The sequence below is a fragment of the Halolactibacillus alkaliphilus genome (genome assembly GCF_900115465.1).
In the GTDB taxonomy this organism is placed as follows: Bacteria; Bacillota; Bacilli; order Bacillales; family Amphibacillaceae; genus Halolactibacillus; species Halolactibacillus alkaliphilus.
Map to the genome: position 1 here is coordinate 33,761 of NZ_FOWN01000020.1, position 20,114 is coordinate 53,874.

General features: G+C 37.5%; 18 protein-coding genes and 1 other annotated feature (1 of these 19 cut by a window edge). Of the genes, 13 read left to right on the forward strand and 5 right to left on the reverse strand.

The window, feature by feature from the left end:
• Positions 1-61: a binding site (T-box leader), on the forward strand (it extends 145 nt beyond the left edge of the window).
• Between the two features lie 72 nt (positions 62-133).
• Positions 134-1,405 (forward strand): tyrosine--tRNA ligase, encoded by a 1,272-nt coding sequence (tyrS, locus tag BM163_RS09045; RefSeq protein WP_089802357.1) that lies wholly within the window; start codon positions 134-136, stop codon positions 1,403-1,405.
• 230 nt (positions 1,406-1,635) lie between these two features.
• Here the strand turns inward: tyrS and BM163_RS09050 are convergent, their stop codons facing one another.
• From BM163_RS09050 to msrC, 3 genes are all read right to left on the reverse strand, one after another.
• Positions 1,636-2,556 (reverse strand): cation diffusion facilitator family transporter, encoded by a 921-nt coding sequence (locus tag BM163_RS09050; RefSeq protein WP_089802360.1) that lies wholly within the window; start codon positions 2,554-2,556, stop codon positions 1,636-1,638.
• 739 nt (positions 2,557-3,295) lie between these two features.
• Entirely contained in the window at positions 3,296-3,898 is a 603-nt protein-coding gene (gene rpsD, locus BM163_RS09055) for a 30S ribosomal protein S4 (RefSeq protein ID WP_089802362.1), read from the reverse strand.
• A 243-nt stretch (positions 3,899-4,141) separates the two neighbouring features.
• Positions 4,142-4,621 (reverse strand): free L-methionine (R)-S-oxide reductase MsrC, encoded by a 480-nt coding sequence (gene msrC / locus BM163_RS09060; RefSeq protein WP_089802364.1) that lies wholly within the window; start codon positions 4,619-4,621, stop codon positions 4,142-4,144.
• Positions 4,622-4,871: 250 nt separating this feature from the next.
• Here msrC and BM163_RS09065 point away from each other — a divergent pair, with 250 nt between their 5' ends.
• The 6 genes from BM163_RS09065 to BM163_RS09090 all read left to right on the forward strand — a co-directional run bounded on the left by BM163_RS09065 (position 4,872) and on the right by BM163_RS09090 (position 11,616).
• Positions 4,872-6,575, forward strand: coding sequence for a septation ring formation regulator EzrA (locus BM163_RS09065; protein WP_089802366.1), 1,704 nt, complete (start codon positions 4,872-4,874; stop codon positions 6,573-6,575).
• A 20-nt stretch (positions 6,576-6,595) separates the two neighbouring features.
• A complete protein-coding gene (locus tag BM163_RS09070; protein WP_089802368.1) occupies positions 6,596-6,937 on the forward strand; it encodes a hypothetical protein in 342 nt (113 codons plus the stop codon).
• Positions 6,938-7,220: 283 nt separating this feature from the next.
• Complete coding sequence (locus tag BM163_RS09075) at positions 7,221-8,360, forward strand: cysteine desulfurase family protein (protein WP_089802370.1); 1,140 nt, start codon at positions 7,221-7,223, stop codon at positions 8,358-8,360.
• Positions 8,361-8,365: 5 nt separating this feature from the next.
• Positions 8,366-9,568, forward strand: a complete 1,203-nt coding sequence (thiI, locus tag BM163_RS09080) for a tRNA uracil 4-sulfurtransferase ThiI (RefSeq protein ID WP_089802372.1) — start codon at positions 8,366-8,368, stop codon at positions 9,566-9,568.
• Positions 9,569-9,694: 126 nt separating this feature from the next.
• On the forward strand, positions 9,695-9,922 hold the full coding sequence (locus BM163_RS09085) for an alpha/beta-type small acid-soluble spore protein (protein WP_062321009.1): 228 nt from the start codon (positions 9,695-9,697) through the stop codon (positions 9,920-9,922).
• Between the two features lie 101 nt (positions 9,923-10,023).
• Positions 10,024-11,616, forward strand: a complete 1,593-nt coding sequence (locus BM163_RS09090; protein WP_229675544.1) for an amidohydrolase — start codon at positions 10,024-10,026, stop codon at positions 11,614-11,616.
• Here the strand turns inward: BM163_RS09090 and BM163_RS09095 are convergent.
• A complete protein-coding gene (locus BM163_RS09095) occupies positions 11,611-12,399 on the reverse strand; it encodes an NAD kinase (RefSeq protein WP_170243708.1) in 789 nt (262 codons plus the stop codon). The two genes, BM163_RS09090 and BM163_RS09095, sit on opposite strands and share 6 nt — an antisense overlap.
• Positions 12,400-13,838: 1,439 nt before the next feature.
• Between BM163_RS09095 and BM163_RS09100 the strand changes: the two genes are divergently transcribed.
• Together BM163_RS09100 and BM163_RS09105 are read left to right on the forward strand one after the other, a co-directional pair.
• Positions 13,839-14,816 (forward strand): class I SAM-dependent methyltransferase, encoded by a 978-nt coding sequence (locus BM163_RS09100; RefSeq protein ID WP_089802378.1) that lies wholly within the window; start codon positions 13,839-13,841, stop codon positions 14,814-14,816.
• 132 nt (positions 14,817-14,948) lie between these two features.
• Entirely contained in the window at positions 14,949-16,142 is a 1,194-nt protein-coding gene (locus tag BM163_RS09105) for an acetate kinase (protein WP_089802380.1), read from the forward strand.
• A gap of 81 nt (positions 16,143-16,223) precedes the next feature.
• On the opposite strand, the gene BM163_RS09110 is transcribed toward BM163_RS09105, so the two are convergent.
• Complete coding sequence (locus BM163_RS09110) at positions 16,224-16,685, reverse strand: universal stress protein (RefSeq protein WP_089802382.1); 462 nt, start codon at positions 16,683-16,685, stop codon at positions 16,224-16,226.
• Positions 16,686-16,859: 174 nt separating this feature from the next.
• Between BM163_RS09110 and BM163_RS09115 the strand changes: the two genes are divergently transcribed.
• The 4 genes from BM163_RS09115 to BM163_RS09130 all read left to right on the forward strand — a co-directional run.
• Positions 16,860-18,173 carry a DRTGG domain-containing protein gene (locus tag BM163_RS09115; RefSeq protein ID WP_089802390.1) on the forward strand — a complete coding sequence of 438 codons (1,314 nt, stop codon included), beginning with the start codon at positions 16,860-16,862 and terminating at the stop codon, positions 18,171-18,173.
• Between the two features lie 12 nt (positions 18,174-18,185).
• On the forward strand, positions 18,186-19,127 hold the full coding sequence (locus tag BM163_RS09120) for a DHH family phosphoesterase (RefSeq protein ID WP_089802384.1): 942 nt from the start codon (positions 18,186-18,188) through the stop codon (positions 19,125-19,127).
• Between the two features lie 335 nt (positions 19,128-19,462).
• Positions 19,463-19,912: a hypothetical protein gene (locus BM163_RS13775; protein WP_089802386.1), complete on the forward strand. Its 450-nt coding sequence runs from the start codon at positions 19,463-19,465 to the stop codon at positions 19,910-19,912.
• A 38-nt stretch (positions 19,913-19,950) separates the two neighbouring features.
• The coding region (locus BM163_RS09130; RefSeq protein WP_177200250.1) for a transposase at positions 19,951-20,114 on the forward strand (164 nt) is incomplete at its 3' end.

The window sequence follows — 20,114 nt, forward strand, 5'->3', positions numbered from 1 at the left end:
AACGAATGAAGTGGCAGTGAATGCAATTAGGGTGGTACCGCGAAGATAATTCGTCCCTATTTGAAGACACTGTTTTTTTGTGTTTTTTATTCATGCTGAATTATAATATTAAAGAGATGTGAGGAGACAAATGATGAATATTATTAAGGATTTAGAGCAACGAGGCTTAGTTCAACAATTTACTGATGAAGAAGGGTTAAAGCAACATTTAACTGATAACGTTGTGACACTTTATTGCGGGTTTGATCCGACAGCTGATAGTTTGCATATCGGCCATTTAGTGCCAGCACTTATGTTGAAACGTTTTCAACAAGCAGGTCATCGTCCAATCGCTTTAATCGGTGGCGGGACGGGTATGATTGGTGATCCAAGTGGAAGAACAGATGAACGTCAATTAAATGATGAAAAGACAGTTGATTACTTTAGCCAGCAAATAGAAAAACAGTTAGCTCAGATCTTATCGTTTGATGATTCGAATAATGGTGCTCGAGCTAGGAATAACAAAGAATGGTTAGGTTCACTAACGTTAATTGAATTTTTGCGTGACACGGGTAAACACTTTGGTATTAACTACATGTTAGCAAAGGATTCAGTGCAGTCACGTCTTGAAAATGGTATTAGTTTTACTGAGTTCACCTATATGATTTTGCAGTCATATGATTTTATGAATTTGTTTGATAAAGAAAATTGTACCCTTCAAATAGGGGGAAGCGATCAGTGGGGGAACATTACTGCGGGTATGGAGCTTATTCGACGGACGAGAAAAGAAGGAGAAGAAGCTAAAGTATTTGGTTTGACTGTTCCGTTAATTACTAAAGCTGACGGGACGAAATTCGGAAAAACTGCAGGAGGGGCAGTGTGGTTAGATAAAAAGAAGACAAGTCCTTATGAGTTTTATCAATTTTGGATCAATACAGATGATCGAGATGTAATTAAGTTCTTGAAATACTTTACGTTTTTAACAATGGAGGAAATTGATGCCCTTGAAATAGCACTTAAAGAGGCACCAGAAAAACGCGAAGCACATATAAAGCTTGCTGAAGAAGTGACATCAATGGTACATGGTGAAAAGGCGTTGCTACAGGCAAAGCGTATTACTGAAGCGCTCTTTAGTGGTGATGTCAAACAGTTAAATGGTGAAGAAATTAAACAAGGATTTAAAGATGTCCCTTCAACTGATATTACGCTGGATAGTCAAACGCTAGTTGACTTGTTGGTTGAAGCTAAAATAGCTGCATCAAAACGTCAAGCACGAGAAGATATTCAAAACGGCGCCATCTATGTTAATGGTGAGCGGAATCAACAGTTAGATTACCAATTGATGGATAAAGATTTAATCGACGGTGCATTTACGATTGTGCGTCGAGGAAAAAAGAAATATTTTTTATTGAATATCACCAAATAAGTTAACAGTTTAAATAAGAGCCAGCTAAGTCAATTTGAACTCAGTTGGTTCTTGGTTTATTTTAAGTTGATTGTTTTTTCAAATCTTAGATCAGAATATTTGTTGGGTAAGCTCTTAATAACTTTATGTGCCGAACTTTTTTACGCGTTGAGGATTACCAAGAGAAACTCTTATACTGAACGACAGAAGTCACCCACCAAGAGAGGATGGGTGACTTCTGTTTAAATTCGTTAAATGGCCCACTTACGATCTTCTGTGAATGAGACAGTTAACCAAATTTCGTAAGGATATTGTGATAAATACTGATGGATATCTTCTCGAATACTATCTTGTTCAGATATTGTTTCGATAATTTCGTTATCGATTTCTGCAACAAAATCTACCTCAACCCAAAGAGTTTGTCCTACTTTACTAACTCGAGTAAAGGCTTCTTTAAATTCGTGGGTCGTTTTAAGTGTTTTGATATGCTGTTTGATTTGATCTGGCATTTTTCCTTTCGGTGGCATGTCAAGTATTTCTCGTAAACCAGAGCCCATTTCACTTATAGGGACTTTCACAAAATACACAGATACAATCACAACCATAATAGGGTCAATATATGGTATTAAACCAGAAAGTGCCGGTAGATTAGTAAAAATGAGCGAGATAATAAATCCAACGACAACCCCGAGGCTAACAAGGGAATCCATTACCCATTGGTTGGCTTCAGCATGTAAGAGACCTGATTTTGATTTTTTTGCATGACTTTTTAAATAGAAAGTGATGCCGATGCAAAGGATCGTACTTAAGACAGAGTATACTAGTGCTAAGTTAATATCAACTTCTCTACCGCCGCTAAGTAAAGCCATAACAGCAGAAGTGAATGAGGATACAACTAAAACGAGTATAACCAAATATTTAATGATGATGACAAGTGGCTCAATCTTATCTTTTCCAAATGGAAAGTTTTTAATATCTGTTTTTCTCATGTAATGTGAAGCAAATAAAGAGATTGTAGATAGGATTAAGCTGATTAGTGAATACAAGCCGTCAAAGACAATCATCTGAGCGCCTGATATAATGCCAAAGACGATGCCTGAAATGGCAAAGAATAAAGCGCCGTAAACAGAAATTCTCAAAAGATGACGTTCTTGACTTAGTTGTTGATACATAATTTCCTCTCCAATTTTACAGTTTTTTCATAAGCTAGTTCCCCAACAGGTTATCACGAACACGAAATTAGCTGCTGAGTAACCAGTAAGTTCCTACATAAGTTGGGTTAAGTATATATGAAACTTTGGTGATTTCTCCTAATTTCTATTATAAATGAGAAACAATTCATAGGCAATCATAAGGTATTGTTATTAAGATATAATAAAAAGCCTTAAGTGACGTTGAAAAATACGACACCTTTATCTCATGTGACATCCCTTTCACTATTAAATACTAAGGTACATACGAATTAGTGCTAAGCAATGTGTCAGTTCGATAAGATTTATCTTCTCTTTTTAGCATGAGAAGACATACTCCTCAAGCATTCGTTAGAATGTTTGGCGGGAGGTAGTTCAATTACAAGTATTAATCCATTTAAGGCGATTATGCTTATTTCACTGCTCGCTGCTATTACGGTAACATATCGTAGTGAACTTCGTAATAACACAAGTGACAAAATGGCCGATTTTCTTATTCTGCAAATATGAGAGATAAAGTATAAAAGTGTTCCTTTCCAAAAGCATGCCCACGCTAAAAGTGTTGTAAAAAATTCTGCCCTAATCCTTGCCCCAAACGAATGTTATTTTGTGTATTTACCTGCTAATTTAACATGGTTTGAAACAACAAAAAAACCTTAGGTAACATTGATATATCAATGTCTCTAAGGTTTTTCTTATACTTAATTCGTTTAAAATAAAATTAACGTGAGTACCACTCAACGATAAGCGCTTCGTTAATTTCAGCTGGTAATTCAGAACGTTCTGGTAGACGTGAGTAAGTACCTTCTAATTTATCAGCATCAAAAGTTAAGTACTCAGGCACAAAAGCGTTAGCATCAATTGCATCAGCAATAATAGTAAGTTTTAGTGACTTTTCGCGAACCGCGATTGTTTGACCTGGTGTTACGCTGTATGAAGGAATATCAACACGACTTCCGTCAACAGTGATGTGACCATGGTTTACTAATTGACGAGCTTGACGACGTGTGCGTGCAAGACCTAGGCGGTAAACAAGGTTATCTAAACGTGATTCAAGAAGAATCATGAAGTTTTCACCATGTACACCTTGCATTTTTGCAGACTTTTCAAATAAAGTTGCAAATTGACGTTCGTTTACACCATACATGAAACGAAGTTTTTGCTTTTCTTGTAATTGTAAACCATATTCAGATAATTTTTTACGTTGGTTTGGACCGTGTTGTCCAGGTGCGTAAGGGCGTTTATCTAACTCCTTACCAGTACCAGTTAATGAAATTCCGAGACGACGAGACTTTTTCCATACAGGACCTGTATAGCGAGCCATAGTGCATTCTCTCCTTTATAATTAGATTTTGCATAAAACAAGATAATGTGTTCCATAATCGTCTGCCATTTTATTTTCATGTACCATCGCTCCAGCAGCAGAGAGTTACACGATACACCTTGCTCATAGTAAGTCAAGGAACAAAATGGACAACCGGTGGTTCACAAAGGCTACCTTTTTTTACACAAAGTCTATTATATGACTAACAGGCAGAATTGTCAACGGAAAGTAATGAAAAAAAGTTTATACGTATTTTTCGAGTGTTCTTACGAATACTTCTAAATAATGCTGATCAATCTCGTCAAATCGGTCGAGTGATGGACTGTCGATATCCAGAACGCCAATGACCTCGTCGTTTTTTATGATCGGCACAACAATTTCAGATTTACTGTTCGCATCACAAGCGATATGGCCTGGGAATTGATGAACGTCTTCTACTCGTTTTGTTTGTTTTTCAGATACTGCGGTACCGCATACGCCACGTCCTAAAGCAATTCTTACACAAGCGGGGAGACCTTGGAATGGTCCGAGAACGAGTTCATTTTCTTTCATTAAATAATAGCCAACCCAATTAATATCAGCTAAAAATTGATTTAATAATGCGCTGCTATTAGATAAATTTGCAATAAGGTCAGGCTCGTCTTCAATAAGCGCTTCGAGTTGTTTAATAAGCAGTTGGTAATTTTTTTCTTTTGATGCATTATAAGCTGTCGGTTCAAACATATAAATCCCCCTTGTTTTTCTCAATGTTATTGTGTGATTATATCGCGCATTTAAAGCTAAAGCAATGAATATGTCGATGGGAGTCATTGATTGTTGGATTCTGAAAATAATTGATTTTTTTTAGCCAAATATAGGTTGTTCATGGTATGATAGGGATAGCTATATTTCAAAAGAGTGTGCTATTAATTAAACATACGGTAAGAGGATATAAATACATAAAACATAAAGCGTGTATTGAAGGAGGATTTATATGGGGGACTTTACTTCCTACATAATTGGGGTTGTCTTAATCGCAATCACCGTGATTATTATTGGACTCATATTAAGAAAACGGGTGTATGACCGAGTTGATCAACTTGAAGCGTGGAAAATGGACATGATGCATAGGCAAGTCAGTGCAGAATTACAACGAGTAAAAGCATTAAATCTCTCCGGGGAAACACAAGATAAATTTGAATACTGGAAGGAAACGTGGGACCATATATTAACGCGAGAACTGCCAGACATTGAAGAATATCTATTTGATGCAGAAGAAGCAGCTGACCGCTTTAGAGTTCAACGTGCTAAAAAGAATTTATCGACTGTTGAATCCATTTTAAATAAGAATGAAGATACAATTAAAACGATTCTTCAGGAACTTGAAGATTTATTAGATTCAGAAAAGCAAAGTCGTCAAGCGATTGAAGATGTCACACCGATATTAAGAGAATTGCGCCATGTTTTGTTAGAAAATCGTCATCTATACGGACCAGCCGAACAAAGATTTGAAAGGGCTCTAGATGAACAACAGCAGTTAATCGATACTTTTTATGAGATGTGTGATGATGGAAATTACTTTGAAGCACGTCAACATGTGGAAAAAATTAAAGCCAGTCTAGATGCAATAGGTCTGCAAATCGATGAATTTCCACTTCTGTATAAAAAAATCACACGAGATCTACCTGATCAAATTCAAGAGCTAAAGAATGGTATTAAAGAAATGAAGCGAGAAGGTTATCGCATCAATGACGAAGGTCTGCTTAACGAGTTGAGAGAGATGGATAAGAGTGTGAAAGCTTACATAACCCAAATAGAACAAGCAGAGAGCCCTGCAATCTATGATTGGTTAAGTGCAGCTGAAGATCGTATTCAAGAAATCTATCTTATGTTAGAAAAAGAGGCAAAAGCAAAGCATTACCTAGATAAACATGTCGACCAATTTACTGAAGAAGTTCAAGAAGCCTTACAAGAATTTGATGCAACAGATGAAGAGGTAAAAACGCTCCAACAAACGTACCTGCTTGAAGGATCGGACCTTGAGCTTTATGAAAACTTAGAAAAATGGATGCATCAACTTGAGAAAGAACATAATCAACTGCTTAATAGTTTGTCTATAGTAAAGCAAAGTTACCTAAGCCTGAAGGAACAACTCGAGTTAAATCAAAGTGAATTAAAGAAATTTAATCAATCACATGTTGACTTTAGAGAACAAGTACGTTCCATTCGTCGGGATGAATTAGAAGCCAAACAATTAGTTGAAACGAAAAAACGTGAGTTATTTAACTTGGAAAAACGCCTCGAAAAAAGTAATCTTCCGGGGGTGCCTTCTAGCACAAAACAACAGTGTGTTGCTAATCACCAGCTAATTAACACTATTCACGATTTGCTGGAAGAACAACCGCTTAATATGGGACAAGTAAGTACAAAGATTAAAGAACTCCGTTCAAATGTCGATATATTCAGTGAAAAGGTTCAACTTATGATTGAGCAAGCTTATTTAACAGAGAGAGTAATTCAATATGCGAATCGTTACCGAAGTCAGTACCCTATGCTTCAAGCTAAGTTGCTTGAAGCGGAGCAACTGTTTTATCAAGAACAATATGAAGCAGCGTTAGAATTATCTGCTCAAGCTCTTGAAGAAGTTGCACCAGGCGCCGTGCAACGATTAGAAGAACGCATAGAGTTACCTTACTGATTTAGCAGGAGGGACTTGAGATGAAAGTTTTTTCAATCATCAGTATGGTGATTTTCACCTTAACTATCTGGGGAGCGTTTGGTGTGATCTATGTCATTCAACAAACACCAACGCTTAGCTATAGTGAGGTCAAAGCGCTAGATACGCCAGAGTATTATGAGTATGCGGCTTCAATTAAACGATTTGACATTATAGAACAAACTGAGACAGATGGATCTTCAGATGAAGAGACGATAAATGAGACGTCAGACAATGTTTATCAACAGGCAAGTAGTTCAGCTAATGATATCCTGTATTCTTTTGAAAAGGATCAGCCGGTGTCCGTTGATCAACTTCTTATTGCACTGGGAATAAGTGAATAGCATACGTATATGCCTCAAACAATCACCAACGTTTGAGGCTGTTTTAATGAGAGAGTGAATATATGGATTTCGGTAAAAGCACGTTAAAACAAGAGGATGACTTGAAATTAGACAAGGAATATGATTGAATGACTTATGGCACGCGTATAAGAATGAGCTAAATCGTTTATAACAGCACTGGAGAAAATACTGGTGTTGTTTATAAGTCTCTAAGGAAGAAAGGAGAGGCTACTCGATAGATGTTTCATGATACATCTATCCATATTTTGAGTAGTAACCACTGATGATTTATTTTGATAATAGTGCTACGACCAAACCACATGAAGAGGTTATTGAAAGTTATCAAACCGTGTCTGAGAACTACTACGGCAATCCATCGAGTCAGCATCAACTCGGCTACGATGCAGATAAATTGTTGCGCAAAGCATATGAGCAAGCGGCAAATATGCTCGGTGTAAGTAATCAAGAGATTATTTTCACATCAGGTGGAACAGAATCAAATAATTTAGCCATTAAAGGTATTGCATTTCGTTACCAAAAGCATGGTAAGCATTTAGTGACGACAACAATTGAACATCCATCCGTCCTTGAATCGTTTAAAGCACTTGAAACGCTCGGTTTTGAAGTGACCTATGTACCCGTCGATGCATCAGGTGTTATAGAATTAGAAGACATTAAAAAAGTGGTACGTGACGATACAATCCTTGTATCGGTCATGCATATTAATAATGAACTGGGTACAATACAACCAATTCAAGGAATTGGAGAGTTTTTAGCGTCAAAAAAATATACGTTCTTTCATGTTGACCACGTTCAAGGCTACGGGAAAATTGAATTAGATATTAAACGCAATCATATTGATATGTTGTCAATTTCAGGACATAAAATTCATGGCTTAAAAGGAACGGGATTATTGTATGTAAAAGATAATGTTCAATTATTTCCGCTCTTTCATGGCGGTGGCCAGCAAGGGAACTTGCGTTCAGGAACCGAGAATATCGCTGGTATTGTATCATTAGTTAAGGCGATGCGTATGGTAAGTGAACAACAAATGCATCATCCAAGTCATTTACGTGAATTAAAATCACATCTTATTTCTCGATTATCTACAATTAAACAGGTCGTCATTAATACACCAGAAGATGCGGCAGCGCATATTATTAACTTCTCTGTACCAGGCTATAAACCAGAGGTGATTGTGCATGCATTAGAAGAACGAAGGATTTTTGTTTCAACAAAGTCAGCATGTGCATCTAAGAGTCCAGATGAGAGTGCTGTCTTAAAAGCGATCAATTTACCAGCTGATCGAACGAAATCTGCTTTAAGAATTAGTTTTTCTTATCAGAATTCTGAAGGAGAAATAGAGCTCTTTTACCGAGCGCTACAAAAAATACTAAGAGAACTTAGTCAAGTTATGGGGTAGAAATTATGCAATATGATCATATATTAATTCGTTATGGCGAGTTATCACTTAAAGGGAAAAATCGCAAAGTATTTTATAACCGTCTACATGAAAATATCCGTCATCATTTAAAAGCTTATCCAGAAATCAAAATTAAAACAACAAGAGATCGTTTAAGCATCTTTTTAAATGGTGTGAATCCCGCGCCACTTATTCCAATCTTGCAACGGATTTTTGGGATTCAATCGATGAGCTTAGCAATCAAAGTTGAGAATGAAGAAGAAGTGATTAAAGAAGCCGCGCTTTTTGCTTTAAAGGAAGTTAATAATGTCAACACATTTAAAGTGACAACAAACCGTGCAGATAAAACCTTCCCGATTGACTCGCAAAAAATGAATCAATTGGTGGGTGGACATTTATTGAGAAATACTGACGGTATTACGGTTGATGTCCATCAGCCCGATGTTGAAATTCATGTTGATATTAGACCAGAAGCAACCTATATCACATCGGAAAAGATTCCTGGACGAAAAGGTTTGCCAGTAGGCACAGCAGGGAAAACGTTATTGCTACTCTCGGGTGGTTTTGATAGTCCAGTCGCAGGATACTTAATGATGCAGCGTGGGGTAAGACTTGAGATGGTGCACTTTTTCTCACCTCCTTATACGAGTGAAGCGGCCAAACAAAAAGTATTAGATTTAACAAAGGAATTAACAACCTACGGTGGAGAAATCAAGGTTCATATCGTTCCTTTTACAGCTTTACAACAAAAACTACATCGTGAAATCCCGCATGGTTATTCTATGACCGTGATGCGACGAATGATGTTAAAAATTGCTGAACGCATCGCCGCAAAAAATGACATACTTTCAATTACTACGGGTGAGAGCTTAGGACAAGTGGCCAGTCAAACGATGGAAAGTATGCATGCGATTAACGCCATTACAAACTATCCTATTATGCGTCCATTGATTGCGATGGACAAAAGTGAGATCATGACGATTGCTGAGGAAATCGGTACGTATCCGATTTCAATCCGGCCTTTTGATGATTGCTGTACGGTGTTTGTACCGAATTCGCCGAAAACGAAACCCAAAAAAGACAAAGTAGAATATTTTGAAGGGTTACTCGATCTAACAGCAGATATTGAAGCGTGTATCAATGATACACAAGTATTAACGATTAAACCATTTGACACGCATGAACCCGATGTTGATGATTTATTTTAAAGGATATTATTTTGTGAAACATGTTTAAAAAAATTAAAAGTTGGCAATAACTACTATTGGTTTTTCTGTATTGATTCACTGACTCTGACACATATTAACGGTGTAGTAAAGAGGAGGTGAAACGACATGACAGGGAATTCAAATCGAAGCTCAAATCGTCTTGTTGTACCTGGTGTAAATCAAGCCCTTGATCAAATGAAATATGAAATTGCACAAGAGTTTGGTGTCAACCTTGGTCCAGATACAACAGCACGTCAAAATGGTTCTGTTGGTGGCGAAATTACTAAACGTTTAGTGAAAATGGCTGAACAACAAATGAGTAATCAAGCACCTGGTCAATCACAATCTAAATAAGCATTTTAAAAAGAGTAGAGCTAATGAAGCGCTACTCTTTTCTTTTCCTTTAGATTCTGCTATCGTTTAAGTAAAAATAGTCGGAGTGATCACGTGTGCGAATGCTTATGTTAAATGGGACATTTTATACGATGGCGGATGTAGAAGATACCGTTGAAGCGGTTGTAGTAGAAGCAGATCATATTTTGTATGCAGGCAATAAAAAAGTAGCAGAAAGTTACATAGAAGAAAGTGATGACATCCTTGATTTACAAGGAGCTACAGTCTTTCCAGGATTTATCGATAATCATGTACATATGCTGTGGTTAGGTGAAAAATTAGACCGTCTGGATTTATCCACTATCCATTCGAGGCAAGCTGTACTAAAGGCAATTGAAGAAAAAGTGAACACGTTACAACCGGATGAGTGGCTAATTGCTGAAGGGTTTAATGATAATCAGTGGGACGATACGCGCATCATTGACCGGTTAGAATTAGATGCGATTTCAACTAAGCACCCTATTGTGCTTACCCGTGTTTGTCGCCATGCCCTTGTCGCCAATCAGTTAGCGATGACACTCGCTGGTGTGACACGTGAGACACCAACACCGATTGGTGGCTACATTGGAAAAGATGACAGTGGACGATTAACCGGATATTTTAAGGACACAGCTCAGGAACTCATTAAACGTAGTGAACCAGAAAAAGACGTTCCCTATTTAAAGCGCATGATAGCTCTAAGTGTTGAGCATTTAGTCTCGAAAGGATTAGTTGGCGGTCATACCGAAGACCTTAGCTATTTTGGTTCAGAGAGTTATGAGAAAGTCACAGCGGCATTTAGAGCTCACATACAGGAAGGACGAACGCCGTTTAAAACACATGCCCTTGTGCATCATGATGTCTTAACAAACTATTTATTAGATCCTTCAAAAAGCGAAGCTCTACCTTATTATACGTTTGGCGCGATGAAAATATTTGTGGATGGTGCGTTCGGTGGTCGAACGGCGTGGTTAAACGCACCGTATAGTGATAATGCCACAACTTCTGGCTTATATATCCATGAAGAGGCAGAATTAGAAGCGTTAATCAAGACGGCTCGAAAGCATCATTTAGCCATTGCGGCGCATACCATTGGTGACAGGGCTATCGAAACGCTTGTAAAGTTATTAAAACAATACCCATCCACCAGTTCGTTACCTGACCGGGTAATTCACGCATCACTTGTTAGTGATAAAGCAATAGCGCTAATGCAAGACGTCCCGATTATTTTAGATGTTCAGCCGCTATTTGTAAGTTCAGATTTCCCTTGGGTCATCGACCGTCTGGGAGAAAAACGCGCCCAACAGTTATACCGATTTAATACCTTAACACAATCCGGTATTCCTATATTAGGGAGTTCTGATGGACCGATTGAAGATGTGTCACCGCTCAAAGGCATCGCAGTGTTTGTGAATCGACGTTCGATCTATGATGGAAAAAGCTATACGAAAGAAGAAGCGCTTACCGTCTATCAAGCGATTGAGAGTTATACAAAGAAAAGCGCCATCGCAACGAATACAGAAGCGACAAGAGGACAAATAAAAACAGGTTATGCTGCGGATTTTACCATACTAGCAGCTAACCCGTTTCATGTGAATACTGAGGATCTTTCGGCTATTGCGGTTAAAATGACGATGATTGATGGGCAAATTGTTTATAAGAATAATGCCTTATAAAAATAAATGTTTTAATCGATGGATATAGGCATCATTTGTTTGGAACAATAATGTGACGCTACGATTCGATAATTCGACATGGATATTCTTCGTCGTATTGACCGGATAAGCTTCATTATCAATCCCGATAATAGGGAAATCGTTTCCGTCTTGAATCACTTCAAGTGTAAGTTTTCGATTTCTCGACAAACAAAGGGGGGCCTTAAATGTCTTGTGTTCGTTTGTATTGATTGGCGCGATTTTCGTCATCTGAAGTAAATCTAAATCGGGGTCAATGACAGCCCCGCCAACAGAATGATTATACCCGGTACTTCCTGTGGGTGTGGAAATAATAATGCCATCACCAACAAAATGTTCAAATGGTGTTTGATCAATCGATACATTAATGGCGATAGCTTTAATGATACTTGAACGCACGCTCACTTCGTTGATTGCATACAGGTCTTTACTATCATCAATCTGAACTTTAAGTAATTCATGTTCTGTTAAAGTCGGCTGATCGGTAATGTTTTTGATGACGTCTTCTAATTGATGAATCCCGAATGTCGTATAAAAGTTCGTTTCCTCTGTTTGAGAGATACCAACGAAGACGACGTCTTCTCGAAACTTACATGTGCGTAAGGTGTGAAGGAAATGACCATCGTCTCCTATCGAAAAAATATAGTCAGCTTCTTTCATCTTATCTGTGAGCGTTACATCATAACGCTCAATGATGGGGGCTAGCTTTTGAAGAACATCATCTTCTTGACAACGGTGACTAAAATAAAGGTAAACGGTTAACATCATTATCTCATCCTCTACTTAAACAAGTTAGTAAAGTATATCCTTAAATGTGAAAAGTTAAACATATAAATAGTATTAGAACAATCAGAACCAACGTGTAAGTGTAAAATAGTTCTCGAAGAGGTTCTGATTTTGCAGAAAAAAATAGAGAGAGTGCCGTAATGACAATGTACATGTTCAGCTACTTTTATATCCAACTTATCACAATGTGAATACGTTTACGATATCTTGCGGGGGTTTTTATTTACTTTTATTCCACTAGACCTTGGCTTTTCGGCTACAACAAGTTGAGTCTTTTTAATGTGTTCGGCATGGATAGTAACTTGGTGGTGAAAGCCCACTACAGGCTTGAAGGTAAGAAATGTTAGCGAATGGCAAAGGTGTCTTCCGTGAGGGAGAATCTGAAGGAATCCGGACGCAAACACTTGCACTGATGAACGGAAAATTCATATATATCAAACGGAAGGTTAAGAAGTAAGCAAACGTTATAGAAGCAACGTAAGTTAAAAAAACTCCGAAAACAAGAAGGAAGATGTATCGCTCACACCGAAGAAAACGCTGTGGTAAAGACCAAAAGGCGATACAACAAAGAGGTAGCAGAACAAAGTGGTATCAGGCTCATGCAACGGATGGTGAATATTGAATTAGCTATACCTCATGTAATATTGATAAGAAAAACTCAGGCTATAAAAGACGTTTGAACACTTTGTAATTAGCACATGAACAAATCCTTGATATAATTGATGGTGTACTATCTTTAGGAATTGAAGTATCGTATGTTTTGATGGATTCTTGATTTACAACGCTGCAATTTGTTAATAATATTCTGGAATAAGGATTTGCTGTGATTGGTATGGTTAAAAATCTAAAACAGCCTTATCTTCATGGTGATCAGTGAGTGAGTTCTATACTTTTGTTACATCAACTAAAGGAAAAAACATCATCCGCATTGATGTTATGCGTTGGAATCATAGAAGTCTTCTTTACAACAATCAAGTCTTTACTGAAACTTCAGAAGGAGTTTTAAAGTTATTCAATACGATACGTTAATCCGTCATACAACCAGTGCATTTACTCGATATAGCTCCCTTTCTTGGCAAAATCGCTGTAACAATGATATTCTAACACTAGGTGGTATCTTTTAAGCGTTAGGTGCCGAACCTGATTGAGCTCATGCATTATATCAGCTCTTCGAGCTTCTTTTAGATACCCTTAAACTAACTAATAATAAAAAACAAAATATTATTAAAAGCAAACGCCAACAATGGTTTGGTGTCTTACCTAGTTATATCAAGGCCTATCTGCCGATTTTGTGGTGCAAAAATTGAGTCATTTAATAAACTTATCGAAACCAACTTGACACGGGCATTTTTCGCAAATCATTCGTCAGTAAGGTAAAGATATGATATACTGTGAAACTTGAGAAAGGGCGTGTTTTCATGGAAACATTTGAAACATTATTTAACCGATTAGACGATTCAATCAATAAGCTAAAAGACCAAGAGGGGTTAACGTATTTAGATGCACTCGTTCATACATTGAATTTATCCTTGCTTGAAGAAGAGGAAAAAAACGACTTCACAGGTGAGAACCGAGATTTTGTCGAACAGTTACAAGAGAGTGGCTTACTTCAAGCTGATAAAGAAACGATTAGAAAAGTGATTCAATTTGCGGTATTAAAAAGTTTTAAAGGGGCAACGTATGATAAGTACATGGTCACACCTGATATGGTCGGCTTTTATGTCAGTTATTTAGTTGAAAAGCTCATGACTTCAAAAGAACCCATTCGCCTCTTTGACCCTGTCGTTGGAACAGCAAATATGTTAACAGCGGTGATGAATCAACTGTCAAAATCGGTCCAGGCATATGGTGCCGAAGTAGACGAGACTATGTTAGATCTGAGTTTACTAAGTGCAGACTTGCAAAAACACCGGATTGAATTCTTCCATCAAGACAGCATTCAACCATTATTATTGGACCCGGTTGATGTGGTCATTGCCGACTTACCGATTGGGTATTATCCTGATGATGAAAGAGCTAAAGACTTCAAAGTTGCAGCAAAAGAAGGTCACACGTATGCGCATCACTTATTAATTGAACAAAGCTTAACGTATATTAAACCGGAAGGTTTTATAATCGTAGTTGTGCCGAATCATCTGTTTAACAGTGAACAAGCACCGAACCTACACAAGATGATTCAAGAGCGCGCGCATGTGGTTGGTTTACTTGAATTGCCTGAAGAAAGTTTCAAGGCAAAAGACCAACAGAAAAGTTTATTTATCTTGCAGAAAAAAGGTGAAAAAACAAAGGCGCCAAAAGAAGCGTTGATGGTGAAATTACCGAGCTTTAAAGACCTGCAAAAGACGGAAAATATTATTATGAAAATGAATGCGTGGTTTGATCACTACCAAAAATAAGAATTGAATAGTCTGAATACTTTTATGGAGCGCTTACAAAAGACTTTGTTGTTGCAATTCATGTCGATTATTCGTTAAAATAGTGATGGTATGTAAACAGACTAAAAAGGGAATCGAAAGGATTGAATTATCTTGACTAAAGTATTAGCAATCAACGCCGGCAGTTCATCACTCAAGTTTCAATTGATTGAAATGCCTGAAGAAACAGAAATCGCCAAAGGTTTAGTAGAACGTATTGGTCTTGACCAAGCTGTATTCAAATTAGAATATGGTGATAATGAAGACAAACTAACAACGGAAATACCTAACCACGGAAAAGCGGTTGAAATTTTACTTGAGCGTCTTCAAGCGTCAGGTGTCGTTAAATCACTTGATGAAATTGAAGGCATCGGTCACCGCGTTGTCCACGGTGGCGAACGTTTTAGTGATTCAGTCGTAGTGGATGATGACGTCATTGCTGAAATTGAAAAAGTTTCAGAACTTGCGCCATTACACAACCCGGCTAACTTAACGGGGATTCGTGCATTTAAAGAATTATTACCCAATGTACCAGCGGTTGCTGTGTTTGATACAGCTTTCCACCAATCAATGCCACCTGAATCATACTTATACAGCTTACCATATGAGTATTATGAGCAATTTGGTATTCGTAAATATGGTTTCCACGGCACAAGTCACAAGTATGTATCAGAACGAGCAGCTGAACTATTAGGTGAGCCATTAGACAAGTTACGTCTCATCGCCTGCCACATCGGTAATGGTGCGAGTGTTGCAGCTATTCAAAATGGTCAATCAATTGATACAACAATGGGCTTTACACCACTTGAGGGTGTCACAATGGGCACGCGTTCAGGAAGTTTAGACCCTGCCTTAGTGCCATACATCATGGACAAAACAGGTAAAGATGTTAACGAAGTACTTCACGTATTGAATAAAGAAAGTGGTATGCTTGCTTTATCTGGTTTCTCAAGTGACTTACGTGATATCGAAGACCGCGCCGCTGAAGGTGATGAGCGTGCTGAACTAGCGCTTAAAATCTTTGCTGGTCGTATCCACCAATACATCGGTTCATATGCATCAAAAATGCATGGTGTTGATGCGATTATCTTTACGGCTGGTATCGGTGAAAACAGTAAGGCTGTTCGTGAACGTGTCTTAGAAGGACTAGAATTCATGGGCGTTTACTGGGATCCTGCGCGTAATGATGTGCGTGGTAAAGAAACATTTGTAAATTATCCGCATTCTCCAGTAAAAGTTATTATTATTCCAACGAATGAGGAAGTTATGATTGCGCGCGATGTGCAACGCCTAGCTTTTAATTCTTAACAAGATCCTAAAATCGACAAGAAAGGGTGTGCGTACTTTTTGAGTACGCACACCCTTTTATTATCACTTAGCTAACGCTATTCATTCTTCTTCAACATCATCGTCTGTTCTTACAACAAGTACATCACAAGGTGAATAACGGACGATATTTTCTGATACACTGCCAATTAAAAATCTTTCGACCGCGTTTAGTCCTGTGGCACCACACATAATTAAATCTGCATTGAATGATTTCGCTACATATTTAGGAATACGGACTTTAGGAGAACCGTAATCAATATGTGTTTCTACTTTTCTGACCCCTGCTTTCTCAGCTTGTTGTTTGTAATCATTTAATAATTTTGAAGCATAAGATTCAGAGCGGTTAATCATTGATTGGTCATATGTTTCAGCGGTAGAAATCGTTTTTGTATCAACAACATGCGCAATAATTAAATCTCCATCATTACGTTTAGCAACTTGTACAGCTTTTTTAAATGCTTTAAGAGACGCTTGCGACCCATCGACGGCAATCACAATTCGTTTGTATTCTTCAGCTGGCATATTTCATCACTCCTATACTTTAATATATTCAACTATTCCACTAAACTATTACCTTTAAACATCTTAGCTGGTATTTTTTAAATATAGTGATAAATTGCATTCATGACTTAAGAACTGTATAATAACACTGTAATCAAAAATGTTAGTACAGTTTAGAAAGTAAGGTGAATGACCTTGGCAACAAAACATGAACAGATTTTAAATCATATCGAAACGTTAAAAATAGGTAATAAAATTTCCGTAAGACAAATTGCTAAAGACCTCAATGTGAGTGAAGGGACTGCCTATCGCGCTATTAAAGAAGCCGAGACACGCGGTCTCGTTAGTACGATTGAACGTGTTGGTACAATCAGAATTGAACAAAAAAAGAAAGAGAACTTTGAACACTTAACTTATGCTGAAATTATTGGTATTGTTGATGGTCAGGTACTTGGTGGACGTGAAGGATTACATAAAACATTACATAAATTTGTAATCGGTGCAATGAAAACGGACGCAATGTTGCGCTATTTAGAGAAAGACTCCCTTCTTATTATTGGTAACAGATCAGAAGCGCATCGCTTAGCCTTAGAAGAGGGTGCGGCTGTTCTTATTACAGGTGGATTCGACACAGATGAATCCATCAAACGTCTGGCAGACGAGTTGGATTTACCAATTATTTCGACAAGTTATGATACATTTACTGTAGCAGCGATGATTAACCGAGCAATTTATGACCAACTTATTAAAAAAGAGATTGTCTTAGTTGGTGATATATATACACCTTATGAAAAAACACATTATCTTAGAAGAACAGATCCGCTCCAAAAATGGTATCATTTAAAAGACCAAACGACACATTCACGCTATCCGGTTGTAGATGATCAAATGCGCGTCGTGGGTATTGTGACATCTAAAGATATTATTGGGAAAGCAAACGATTTGCCAGTTGAAAAGGTGATGACAAAAAACCCGATTACAGTGCTTAAGGAGACATCTTTAGCTTATGCCGCTCATATGATGGTTTGGGAAGGTATTGAAATCGTTCCCGTTGAAGATGGGAATCATCGTCTCATTGGTTTAATTTCGAGACAAGACGTACTTAAAGCATTACAACATGTCAATAGACAACCACAAGTTGGTGAGACAATTGATGATATTATTACAAGTGAGTTATCGGTAGAAAAGGATGGAACGGGCCTTGTGTTCTCTTCTAAAGTCACCCCGCAAATGACGAACGCTTTAGGAACGCTTTCTAACGGTGTCTTCGTCTCTTTTATAACAGAGGTGTCGAGCCGCTTATTAATCAATATGAAAAAAGGGGATTTAGTTGCCGAAAATATTTCAATATACTTTATTAAGCCTGTTCAAATTGATAATTTAGTAACGATTCACCCTAAAATATTAGAGATGGGACGTAAATCGGTAAAAATAGATATTGAGTTGTATCATGACAAAGAGATAGTAGGAAAGGCGATTTTAATTGGTCAATTAATTGACCGCTATTAGGGAGGATAGTATATGATTGACGAAATTTTAGCTAAGATCGAACAATTTAACACGATTATTATTCACCGTCATGAAAGACCTGACCCTGATGCGTTAGGCTCACAAGTCGGTTTAAAAAAAATAATTGAAGCAACCTATCGTGATAAAATAGTGAAAGTGACGGGTTATACGGAACCGTCCTTGGCATTTTTAAGTGAAATGGATGTTGTCACAGACGATTTGTACCAAGAGGCTCTTGTGATTGTTTGTGATACAGCGAATACACCAAGGATTGATGATAAGAGATATACATGCGGTAAAGCCCTAATCAAAATTGATCATCATCCAGAGGTTGATTCATACGGTGATGTATCTTGGGTAGATCCATCGATGAGTTCAACATCAGAAATGGTTTATCAACTAGCGACAAGTGGTAAGAATAAAATGACCCTGACTGATGAGGCCGCTAGGTTGTTATATGCAGGGATTATTGGTGATACCGGCCGATTCTTGTATCCTAGTACGACAGAACAAACCCTTCACGTAGCGGCGGAATTAGTTCGATATATGTTTGATCGCACGTTATTATACAATCAACTTTACGAAACGAAGCCGGCTGTGGCAAGGCTAAAAGGTTACTTACTTACTCAGCTTGATTTATCACAAGAAGGCGTAACTTACGTTAAACTCACTGCTAATATTTTGAAAGAGTACAATGTTACGTCTGAAGAAACGAGTGCTTTGGTTGGTACTTATGGGGATGTATTAGGTATCAATGCTTGGGTTATTTTTGTTGAAGAACCGACTCAAATCCGGGTAAGATTACGTTCTAAAGGTCCGCATATTAATGGATTGGCGGCTAAGTATAACGGAGGTGGGCACCCACTTGCTTCTGGAGCAAAGGTAAAAACGTGGGAAGAAGCAGATCAGCTAGTAGTTGATTTAAAAGCGATTTGTGCTGAATATACTAAGTAATTGATTATAGCCTCTTAAGTTATTAGATGTATCATCTAGTAACTTGGAGGTTTTTTGTTGGCATCTTAAGTCATATCCTTGCTCAACTAGCAATCAGTAGATTAAAAATGAATTGTTTAATGAGCTGAGAAAGATATTTTCGGATAAAAATGGATTTATTTTTAAAAAAGTATGTATCATGTATTATGAAGATAATAAGGTTTTGTTTATAATTTTAGAGCGAGAAGACACCTTCCTCAAACATTGGTTAGAATGTTAGGTGAGGTTAGCTCAATTATACTATGTTAAAAAGAGTGAGAGTGCGTGCTAAAATTAAGAATAGAAAGGAGAACCAAATGAAAAAAACGTGGGTACTAGTAGCTGTTTTTCTAGTGATTGGTGCGGTTTTTTATACTAATCAGCAACAGAAGTTACAGGTCTATAAAGTTGATGTGAATGGTCATGACGTATATATACATGATTTAACACTTGTGAATGCGGATAATACGTTGTATTTTCCTTCTACCTATTCCTTTGAAAGGAAGTCTGACGTTGCGCTTGAAAATGTATCTGTTGCAATATCTTATAAAGAAGAGGTTATTACGGATTGGGTGTTTGAATTAGATCAGCTTAAAGTTCTAGGCGAACATTCTGATCATTTTGTAAAGGGTATTACCTTTAACGCACTTCCGAAAGAAGTCTCCCTCTTCAAGCGTGTGAAGGGCGTAGCCGACGATAAGGGGGAGATGAATGTCGGTTGGGCGACAGCCCAAAGGTTTTTTATTTTGTCTTTTTTCTTATTATAGTATAATCAGTCTTATTAAGTACAAGGATTGAGATAACAATGAAATTAGACAGTAACAATCATTCAGTATTTTTGATGCATTACCATCTTGTGTTAGTTGTGAAGTATCGAAGAAAAGTAATAGATGATACGATTTCGGATTATGCCAAAGATAAATTTGTGTCATTGAGTGAAAAATATAATATCACATTAGTTGAATGGAA